Below are 9402 nucleotides of genomic sequence, written 5' to 3' on the forward strand. Positions count from 1 at the left end.
CCTGGGCGGCGTCTTCGAACAGGGTCTGCAAGAGCTTGACGACCGGCGCGTCTTTCACCGCCGCTTCGGTGCCCAGCAGGCTGCCGAAATCGGCTTCGGTCTGGGCGAGCTCGGCGGTCAGCTCTTGCGACAACGCCGTGATCTCGCCCGTGCGGCGGTACACACGGTCGATGGTCGAGAGCAGCTGCGTTTCGGTGACAGCGGCGTGCTCGATCTCTCGCTTCAGGATGCGCGTGAGTTCGTCGTAGGCGAAGAGGTCGCTCGGGTCGGCCATGCCCACCCGCAGGAAGCCGTTGCTGTCTTCCAGCACCAGCGCGCGAAAGCGCCGGGCCTGGGCTTCCGACAGCAGGTTCACCAGCGCCTGGTTGGGGCTTTGCGACTTGAGGTTGATGTAGGGGATCTTGAGCTGGCGGGCCAGCGCGCCGGAGATCTGCTCCTCGGTCACGATGCCGCTGTCGACCAGAATGCGCCCGAGCTTGCGACCGCTGGCGCGCTGTTGCTCCAGCGTGGCGGTGAGCTGCTCGGCGGTGATCAACTCCTGGCGAACGAGCAGGTCGCCTAGGCGAATTTTTTCGGGTGGCGGCACGTTCGATCCTGACTCGCGTTGACAGGCCCATGCGGCGTGGGGGCCGTGGGTTGGCACATTGTCGAAGTCGGGCCTGGGGAGCGAAGCTGGAAATTGAGAGGGGTTTGGCTTGCAGTTCGGGTGACTTGACGGGCTCGTCATTCCCGCGAAGCGGCGGTTTGCCCGGACAGCAGGGCGCTGAACGCGCGACGGCGGCGTCTAGGCGGTCTCTTGCGCCGGCGCATGCGGCTGGGTCGTTTCAGCCTGGAGGGTCGCCGCCTCGGAGTTCCAGACCACCCACTGCGCTTTGCCGTTGCGTTTGGCCTGGTACATCGCGTCGTCGGCGCGCGACAAGATCTGGTCGGGCGAGAGGCCGCTTCCCGGAAAGTACAAGCCGATGCCAATGCTCGATGACAAACGCGCGGTGTGCGGGCCCAGCACAAAAGGCTCTCGCGCCGAGGCCAGGATCTTCGCGGCCACGGTCTGGGCGTCCTTGGCCGTGGCAAGCGTTTCTGCAATCACGACGAACTCGTCGCCCGCCAGGCGCGCCACCTTGTCGACCGATCTCACGGCCGCACGCAGCCGTTTGGCGAACTCCCGCAGCACCTCGTCGCCTGCGTCGTGGCCATGGCTGTCGTTGACACCTTTGAACCCGTCGAGGTCAAGGAACAATACCGCCAATGCCTGCCGAGAGCGCTCGGCTCGCCCCATGGCGGTGGGAAGTTCCGCCAGCAGCGCACGCCGGTTTGGTAGCGCAGTCAGAGGGTCTTGCAGGGCCTGATCTTCGAGTTGTTGCTGCATCAGCTTGCGTTCGCTGATGTCGCGCAGGAAGCCATCGAAGAAACAATCGCTGCCGCGGCGACGCACACGAAGGCTCAACTCGATGGGGAATTCCGACCCGTCGCGGCGGCGGGCGGTCAACTCCACACGCCGATCCAGCACCCGCGCTTCGCCCGTGCTCAGGTAGCGCTGCATGCCGCGCTGATGCGCATCGCGAAGCCCGGGGGGAATGATCATCTCTGACAGCGCGGCGCCCAGGGCCTCTTGTCGCGTCCACCCGAAGATGTGCTCGGCCATGCCGTTCCAGGCGAGCACGCGACCCTGGGAATCCATCGAGACAAAGGCATCGTTCGCCTGGTCCAGGATGGCGCGCTGGTTTTCCTCGCTTTCCAGCAGGGCGGCGGTGCGTGCGGCGACACGTTGTTCGAGTTCGAGGTTGCTGAGTTCCAGCGCTTGTTCGCGCTCACGCAGTGCGTCGAGCATGGTGTTGAACGACCCGGCGAGGCGCCCGATCTCGTTGACCTCATCGGCTTGTGCACGCACGTCGCGGCGCCCGCCCCGCGTGGCCTCGGCCACGCTCAGCAGGGCGTACAGGCGCTTGGTGGTGGTGCGCGCCATCCACAGCGCCAGCATCACGCCCAATGCGATGGCCACCGAGGCGTACAGCACACCTTCTTTGGCCACGCTGCGCAGGCTTTGCGCATCGGCTTGCGTGCCAGCCGAAAAACGCACCCAGCCGACAAGTTGCGCGTCCCATTCGATCGGCATGGCCAGGTCGAGCACCTCGGCGGTGTCGACGAGGGCCCGCCCGGCACGCGGGCCGGTGATCATGGATCGGGTCAGCTCATCGTCCATGAAAAGGCCGGCGAGCTCGGGCTTCGAATGCGCGAGCACCTTGCCCGTCGGGTCGAGCACGGTCGCATAGCGGAGTTCGGGGTAGCCCTTGAAGCCGTTGATGACTTCCTGCAGCGCCGCGAGGTCTCCGGCCAGCAGGTTGACGGTGGCCTGGCGTGCGATGCCTTGCACCAGCGCCGTGCTGCGTTGTACGTGCTGCTGGCGCAGGAAGTCACGCTGCTTGAGCACCAGGTCGATCACGAAGACCGACATCAGCACGGCGTGAACCAGGGCCACGCCGATCACCAGCTCCTGGCGGATCGAGCGGCGACGCGACCACAGGGTGCTCATGGCTCAGCCCGGCTTCTTGATGAGCCGAACGTTCCGTTCGAAGCGTTCGATGAAGGTTTTCACCACGTCGTAGCTCTTGTCCGTGGCGGGCTCGAAACGGCTCAGCTCCATGCGCGCAAGGATGTCGCGCCCTTCGCCGCTGTGGTGCAGCTCGAGCAAGGCCTTGCGCAATTGATCGACCAAGGCGGGAGGCAGGTCGTCGCGGGCGACCAGGGCGTTGTTGACCAGCGACTCCGTGGTCCAACGCACTTCGAGCTGGTCGGCCAGCTGCGGGTGCTCTCGCACGAACGCGCGCCAGGGTTGGGGCCAGGTGGCGCCCGCAGCAGTGCGCCCGAGCGCGACGTTCATGATGGAACTCTCCTGGGTTCCGACGTAGCGGTTGTCGAGCTCTTGTTCGACCTTGACCCCGTTTTGCTGCAAGAAGCTTTGTGGCAGCAGCGTGGCGGCCAGTGCGGTCGGCGCGGGGTAGCTGACGGCCTTGCCGATCAGGTCGCGGGGGCGCTCCACCCGGCTGTCTTTTCGCATGAGGATGATGCCGCGGAAGTCGGCGTCATCGCCCATCTTCGCGAAGACGCGGTAGCCATGCTTCTGGGCTTCGAGGGCCTGGTACGGGTTGGGCAAGGCGATGTGCGTCTCGCGGCGTTTGAGCTTGTCTTCGAACGCCGCGTAGTTGGCCGAAGCTTCCAGCCGAATTTGCGCGCCACCGGTCAGGCGCGTGTTCACGTGGTCGACCAAGGGCTGGTACACCTCGAACAGGCGCTTGGGGCTGTGCAAGGGATGAACGGCCAGCACGTAGACGAGACCCGGCTGAACCGGCACGTCGGAGGCATACGAGGGCTCGTAGGCCTTGTCTCGCGAGGGGCCGCATGCGGCCACCAGCAGTGCCATGGCACCGCCCAAGCCGAGACGCGCGCAGTGACCGAGAAAGCGGGCAGGGGTGGGGGAGGGCGACATGTCGGGGCTTGGTGAATTGCGCGGATCTTCGCGCGCCAACTTCATGGGCGATCGCTCAAAAAACAGCCGCAAACCCGGACATTTCACCAATCTGTTACCGGGCTTTGGGGTTCGGGCCGCGCGGTCAATACACCTCACGCAAGTGAATCAAGGGCGATCGATACTGCCCAAAGCTGATTCGCGCCACGGGGTCCTGGTTGTAGGTGGCCGCCGCCGTGCGCCGGCCCTGCAACCAAGGCATCGCCGCAGTCACCGCTGGCGTCGCGGCCGCCCCCACGGCCGAGCACTGCTGCCCCGCCGCCACGGCCCCCAGGTTGATCGTGGCGTCCGCACTCCCGGCATTGCCACTGCCCGGCGGCAGCATGCGCAGCAAGCCGCGCCCGTTGGTGAACACCACACTGGCCGAGCCGGGTGCCGTTTCGCACGCCGCCAGGTTGCCCCGGTAGGTGCCCAAGGCCAGGCTGCTCAAGGGCAACGAAGTGCACGAGTCGCCGGCGTTGGTCGCAAAGCTGCTGCCGTTCCAGTACTGCAACTCCACCGGCACCGCCAGGTTGATCAATTCGCTGCCGTAGGCGCTGCTCAACTTCAACACGCCGAAGCGGAACTCGTTGCCCTGGTCGAACGCGATGTTGGCCATGTTCAAGGGCGTGGTCGTCGTGATGCTGCCGTTGCCGCTGCCCGTCTCTGAGCTGTCGGTCACGCTCCAGGCGAGGCTGATGCTGGCGTTGAACGGCGCCATCGGTGTGGTGGGGGGCCGCACCATGCTCAGCAGGTCGCTGGCCTGCGCAGCCAGGGTGGCCGTGCCATTGCCGTTGGCGGTGATGCTGGGCAAGGTGGCGGTGCTGCTGTCCAGCCCCGGCGTGGAGCCGACCAGGGGCGTGTAGGTCTGTGACCTCACCAGCGCGCTCAACTTGGCGTTGGGGTAGTTGACGGTCGTGGCACCCGCTGCGTTGCGCGCCAGCACGGTGGCTTGGGGCGCGGTCGCGTAGCCAAAAGGCTGGCCCAGGTAGGTGAAGCTGCGCGGGCTGCAGGTGCTGCTGTTGAAGGTGCGCAGCACCGGGGCCGTCAACAGCACCAGGTCGAAGTGATCGGGCACGAAGCGGCCGACGGTCACGGTGGCCGAGGTGACGCTCATTTCGGCCGGTGTCGAGCCGTCGGTCGCGTCGACGCTGGCAAAGCTGCTGTCCACCAGCTGCAGGTTGAAAGCGCCGGCTTCGGTGTAGCTCGCGGTGGCGGTGTCGATCACACCGGCCGCGGCAGTGGGCGTGAGGGTCAGTGTGCCCAGCGTGGCGCTGCAGGCCGCACCGCTGCACGCGCTGACAAACACCGTGGGTGTGCCGGTGTAGTTGCTGGTGGTGACCGGTGTGGCCGCGCCGTTCACCGCCGTGGCACGCACGGTGAAGGGCTGGCCGGCCTTGTGCACGTTGCCGCCGGTGGCCGCGCTGTTGTCCAGGGGGCGTGTGGTGCCGGCGGTCAGCAGCGTGGCGTCGGTCGCGTTCAGGTTGGCCAGGCTCGCCGGCCGCAGGGCGAAGTTGTCGGTGCTGCAACCCACCACGGTGGCGGTGCCGGTGGCTGGGTAACTGATGCGCACCCGCAGGTCGCGCCAGCTGTTGGCCTGCGTGTGCGCGATGGTGTCGCGGCCGGCATCGCCGGTGGCAAAGTTGAGCGTGCTGGTGGAGAGCACGCTGGTCCAGGTGGCGCGGCAGCCGGTGGTGGCGTTCAGCGTTCCGCTGTTGTCGCGGGTGTCGAGCAACTCCACTCTCACGTCTCCGGTGAAGGTGGTCAGCACCGCGGTCCTGGTGCTGTTGAGCGCCACCACCGCCAGGTTGAACGCCGTACCCGCGATCTTGGTCCGGATGAACCCCGTGATGCTGCCCGGCGCGGTGCCGGTGTCGAAGGCGTTGAAGCCGCCCGGCGTGGCCGCGCTCACGGGCCGCTGCCAGAGGATGGTTCTGTTGTTGGGCACGCTGGCGGTGCGGAAGGAATACTCCGCGTAGTCGCTGTTTGTCAGTTCATAGCCGACGACGGCACCCGCCGGGTTGGACACCGTGGGGCCAGCGGTGTGCGCGCCGCCTGAGCCGTCCACGACGCCGTAGCGGTACACGAAGTGGCCCTGCTCGTGCAACTGCACCTGGAAGGTCGCGGAGATGGTCCGCGTCTGGTCCTGGCCGTTGTTGCAGGTGGAGCCGGTGTTCGAGCAGTAGTACGGCACGGCCAGCCACGACACGACAAAAACCCGGTTCGGGCTCACGCCGGTGCTTCGGTACCGGATCAAGCTGCCGTCGCCGTTCGGGTTCAGGTCGTCCCACAAGGGCAACATGGCCGCGTCGATGTTCGGCTCGGCGCCGCCGCCCGTCAGCGGCAGCGCGCTGTTGGTAAAGCCGCCCGAGGTGGCCGCTCCGAACTGAAGCATGCCGTTGGCCGTGACGTTCACGGTGGTGTAGGTGGTGCTGCCGAAAACGAAGCCGAAGCCCAGGGCAATGTCACCCGAGATGGCGTCGTCGGCCAGGGGCAACTGCGTGCCGGTGGTGCTGATGTCGATCCACGGGTAGGCCAACTGCGTCGTGGCGTCGGCCGTGGCGGTGTAGGTCTGGGCCCAGGCCGAGGGCGTGGCGGCGAGCCATGCCAGCACGGTCGCGAACAGAAAGCGAGTGAGGTGTTTCATGGCTGGCTCACCAGGGCTTGAAGTTGCCGCTCGGCGTGGTCATGCTGGCCCAGGGTGCCGGTGGTGGCTGTGGCGGTGATGCGGTAAAGCGTGGTGCTCACGCCGCCTTCGTCGTAAGGGCCGCTCGCACTGCATGCGACCGCGACCGCAAATCCGGTGGCGGCCACGGCGCCTGGCAGCGCGGTGGACACCGGGCAGCTGCTCGCCTGCAGCGCCTGGTAAGCGCCCCACTCGATGCCGGCTCGCGCGGCGTAGTAGGCACGTGTGCCCATCAGGTCGCGCACGCTGCTGATCTGCTGCGAGTTCGACAACGACAGCATCAGCCCGCCGAGCAGCGCCAGCACCACCATCAGGAAGATGGCCGACACCATGGCGAAGCCCGTTTGTTGCCGCGCGCGGGTCATGGCGAGCTCTCCACGGAGACCTGCTGCATCAGCGTGATGCTTTCACCGCTGCGCGTGAGGGTGAGGCGCAGCGTCACCACCGCCTTGTGGGCCGAGCCGGCGGTGTTGTAGCTGAACGAACAGGCAGCGACCGAGCCGCTGAGCAACGCGTTGTCGGCACCGGTGAGCGTGCTCAGCGGCGCACCGCTCACGTTGGTCGGTTGCGCCGCCTGAATGGCATAGCCGCTGTAGCGGCGCAGGCTGCCTGCGCCACCGGCCAGCGGGTCGCAGGCGTAGGTGATGGGTTGGCCGACGATGTGGAATCGGTGGTTGGGCGAGGCATAGGGGAACTGCGTGCCGCCCACGGTGTAGCCGATGGTGGCCAGCGTGGCGCCGGTGCTGGTGAGCGCACGTCGGCTGGTGCCCTCGTAGGCGTCGGCACCGGTGAGGCCGAGGTTGTAGACCACCAGCTGGTCAGCGGCCAACGCGCTGACCGGCGGGCCGAGCACCTCGAAGCTGCCGTCGGTGGACGAGCCGAAGTCGAGAAAGTCACCGATGCCCGCGGCGCTGGGTGCGGCGCGGTAGCGCCCGGCCGACCGCACGGGCAGGAACTCGAGTCGGTTGCCGGCCGCGTTGACACGCACGCTGTTGGGCAGCGCGGCTTGCAGCTCGCGGGCGATGCGGCGCAAGGCAGCATCGGCTTCATCGGTCATCTCGCCGCGCCGGGCGGTGTCGACATAAGCGTTGATCGGCTGGCGGATGAACACCGCCACCATCGCACCGACGATGCCGGTGAGCGCAATGACCATCACCGCTTCGATCAGCGTGAAGCCATGTTGGCGGGTGGTGAGCTGGCGGTGCATCACATCACCCGGTGCTGTTGGGGGCGTAGCGGAAGCGGTAGCCGGTGAGGCTGACGCTGTCGCCCTGGCGGGTGACTTGCACCACCACGCGCAACACGGCGTCGGCGGGCAGGCCAAAGCTCGCTCCGACACGGCTCACGCTGACGTTGGCCGAGTAGGCGCCCAGGCCTGCGACCGGCGTGGCGCCGTTGTCCAGGCTGTAGATGCCGGCGGCCATGGTGTAGCCGTGGTAATCGGCCACGTTGTCGAGCGGGTCGGCGTTGTTGAAGCGGCCTTCGCTGCCGGGCTGGGGGCCGAGTGCAGCACCACCCCGGTCTTGCGAGCCCGCCGCGCCGCCGGTGCACGCGGCCGTGCTGGCCGGGGGCGTGGCGGCGTTGTTGGCGGGGTCTTGCGGGTCGCAGTAGCTGAAGGGCTGGGCCAGCACCTCGTTGAGCATGGATTCGGCGATGGCCACGGCCTGCTTGCGCACCATCGGGTCGGCGCTGCCGCGCACGGTGCTGCTGAAGACCATCAGCACGCCGGCCACCGACACGCTGATGATCATGATGGCCATGACCAGCTCGATGAGGCTCAGGCCTCGCTGAAACTCAGCGGACGGTGCCTGTTTCCGGCTCGATGGTGAGAGGTGTGGCATGGCCGGTCACCGAGATGGCAAGCGCCGACAACATCGGCGTTGACGGTGCAGACAAGGGGCGCCCTTGCGCGTCGAAGATCAGGCTGGCCGGTGTGGCCACCGGCGCTTTGGTGGGCAGCGCGTTGCTGCTGTCGCTGTAGGGCAGGCCGTTGCCGGGGTTGACGAGTGTGTTGCCGGTGGGGCAGGCCTGATTGACACCGCTTGTGCCGGCGTAGGTGATGGTGAGTTGCGTGGCCGCGATCGACACGCACACGTTGCGCCGCATCGCAATGGCCGACTTCTGCGCATAACGCAGCGAGGCACCCACGAAGTCGCGGGTGCCTCGGGCGGAGAACTGGTCCATGTCGAACATGCGCGGCACCGCGACCGAGGCCAGGATGCCGGTGAGCACCATCACGATGATCAGCTCGGCCAGCGTGAAGCCGCGTTGCGTGCGCATGCTGCGAGCCAGGTCAATGGCTCTGGCGAAGCGAGCTCAGCGGGCGCAGAACACGGCGGCGGGCTGGGCGGCGCCAGCCGACGCGGTGACGGAGCAGCTGACTGTGGTGGTCGAGGTGCCTGTGCAGTCACCGGTGCCGCTGACCAGGAACTGGCTGTCACCGGTCGGCGTGGCGGCGACCAGCGTGATGCCGCTGACGAAGGGCTGCAAGAGGGTCGCGGTGCACACGTTGGCTTGGCCAAGCGTGACGGCGCTGAGGTTGCCGGCCGCCTTGGCAGCGAAGTTGATCGACGTGCCAGATGAGATCGAGCCAGCCACGCCCTTGGCGGCGGCATTCTTCGCATCGGTCGATAGGTCGATGAACTTGGGTACGGCCACCGCCGACAGCACGCCGAGGATGATGATGACCACGACCAGTTCGATGAGGGTGAAACCACGTTGCTTGTTCATGAAAGTTCTCCTAGGGAAACGAAAGAGGGACGGATGCAACGGCTCAGCATCCGGAGATCACGGGGACAGAGATGGACGCCGCCGTTTTGACGTCCAAAGCTTGGGTGTAGGTGAAGCCGCATTGCTGCGGGTCGGCTGCGTCGATGCGGGCGAGGCGCATGGCGCCATCGGTGCTGCGCAGGGTGTAGTCGGCGCGCGATAGAAGAGGGTCGTGCGGCTGGAACATGGGGGCGCTACCGACAGCGTCCGCCGCGGGGTAGGCGTGCAGCATGCGCACCAAGCCGTGCTCGGTGCACAGCGTGCCGGGGCCTTCGAGGCGGTTGTCTGCCACGCCGCCGCCCGCACAGGGCCGCGAGTCGGGTTGGCCGCGGCGGGTGAGCGCTGCAGCGTGCACCAGCATTACCCGAGTGGAGACCTCGCCGTGAAGGCTCTTGAGCTTTCCCACCCGCGCCGCGTGCTGCAACTGGGCGACGCGCGGCAGCAT

General features: G+C 67.2%; 10 protein-coding genes. All 10 read right to left on the bottom strand.

Annotation, left to right across the window (positions count from 1 at the left end):
* A partial coding sequence (locus RMO40_RS12150) for a cyclic di-GMP-binding domain-containing protein, MshE-related (protein WP_489660151.1) occupies positions 1 to 586 on the bottom strand: 586 nt, incomplete at its 3' end.
* Between the two features lie 198 nt (positions 587 to 784).
* Complete coding sequence (locus RMO40_RS12155; protein ID WP_309721248.1) at positions 785 to 2530, bottom strand: diguanylate cyclase domain-containing protein; 1746 nt, start codon at positions 2528 to 2530, stop codon at positions 785 to 787.
* Positions 2531 to 2533: 3 nt separating this feature from the next.
* A complete protein-coding gene (locus tag RMO40_RS12160) occupies positions 2534 to 3484 on the bottom strand; it encodes a PhnD/SsuA/transferrin family substrate-binding protein (protein WP_309721251.1) in 951 nt (316 codons plus the stop codon).
* A gap of 124 nt (positions 3485 to 3608) precedes the next feature.
* Entirely contained in the window at positions 3609 to 6149 is a 2541-nt protein-coding gene (locus RMO40_RS12165; RefSeq protein WP_309721255.1) for a DUF6701 domain-containing protein, read from the bottom strand.
* Positions 6146 to 6553 carry a hypothetical protein gene (locus tag RMO40_RS12170; RefSeq protein ID WP_309721258.1) on the bottom strand — a complete coding sequence of 136 codons (408 nt, stop codon included), beginning with the start codon at positions 6551 to 6553 and terminating at the stop codon, positions 6146 to 6148. Before RMO40_RS12170 ends, RMO40_RS12165 begins: the two co-directional genes overlap by 4 nt.
* Positions 6550 to 7395, bottom strand: a complete 846-nt coding sequence (locus RMO40_RS12175) for a prepilin-type N-terminal cleavage/methylation domain-containing protein (protein ID WP_309721260.1) — start codon at positions 7393 to 7395, stop codon at positions 6550 to 6552. The genes RMO40_RS12170 and RMO40_RS12175 overlap by 4 nt, the downstream gene beginning before the upstream one ends.
* 4 nt (positions 7396 to 7399) lie before the next feature.
* Positions 7400 to 8029: a prepilin-type N-terminal cleavage/methylation domain-containing protein gene (locus RMO40_RS12180; protein ID WP_309721268.1), complete on the bottom strand. Its 630-nt coding sequence runs from the start codon at positions 8027 to 8029 to the stop codon at positions 7400 to 7402.
* Positions 7983 to 8468, bottom strand: a complete 486-nt coding sequence (locus RMO40_RS12185) for a prepilin-type N-terminal cleavage/methylation domain-containing protein (RefSeq protein WP_309721270.1) — start codon at positions 8466 to 8468, stop codon at positions 7983 to 7985. The genes RMO40_RS12180 and RMO40_RS12185 overlap by 47 nt, the downstream gene beginning before the upstream one ends.
* Before the next feature lie 36 nt (positions 8469 to 8504).
* Positions 8505 to 8918 carry a prepilin-type N-terminal cleavage/methylation domain-containing protein gene (locus tag RMO40_RS12190; protein ID WP_309721273.1) on the bottom strand — a complete coding sequence of 138 codons (414 nt, stop codon included), beginning with the start codon at positions 8916 to 8918 and terminating at the stop codon, positions 8505 to 8507.
* A 43-nt stretch (positions 8919 to 8961) separates the two neighbouring features.
* A partial coding sequence (locus RMO40_RS12195) for a hypothetical protein (RefSeq protein ID WP_309721276.1) occupies positions 8962 to 9402 on the bottom strand: 441 nt, incomplete at its 5' end.

The sequence above is a fragment of the Rhizobacter sp. genome (assembly GCF_031412075.1).
Classification (GTDB): domain Bacteria; phylum Pseudomonadota; class Gammaproteobacteria; order Burkholderiales; family Burkholderiaceae_C; genus Rhizobacter.

Bases quoted from the DNA above. Each gene is read 5' to 3' on its own strand.
- RMO40_RS12180 (WP_309721268.1), bottom strand. From the start codon at position 8,029: ATGCCACACCTCTCACCATCGAGCCGGAAACAGGCACCGTCCGCTGAG.
- RMO40_RS12185 (WP_309721270.1), bottom strand. From the start codon at position 8,468: ATGCGCACGCAACGCGGCTTCACGCTGGCCGAGCTGATCATCGTGATG.
- RMO40_RS12170 (WP_309721258.1), bottom strand. From the start codon at position 6,553: ATGACCCGCGCGCGGCAACAAACGGGCTTCGCCATGGTGTCGGCCATC.
- RMO40_RS12175 (WP_309721260.1), bottom strand. From the start codon at position 7,395: ATGCACCGCCAGCTCACCACCCGCCAACATGGCTTCACGCTGATCGAA.
- RMO40_RS12165 (WP_309721255.1), bottom strand. From the start codon at position 6,149: ATGAAACACCTCACTCGCTTTCTGTTCGCGACCGTGCTGGCATGGCTC.
- RMO40_RS12160 (WP_309721251.1), bottom strand. From the start codon at position 3,484: ATGTCGCCCTCCCCCACCCCTGCCCGCTTTCTCGGTCACTGCGCGCGT.
- RMO40_RS12155 (WP_309721248.1), bottom strand. From the start codon at position 2,530: ATGAGCACCCTGTGGTCGCGTCGCCGCTCGATCCGCCAGGAGCTGGTG.
- RMO40_RS12190 (WP_309721273.1), bottom strand. From the start codon at position 8,918: ATGAACAAGCAACGTGGTTTCACCCTCATCGAACTGGTCGTGGTCATC.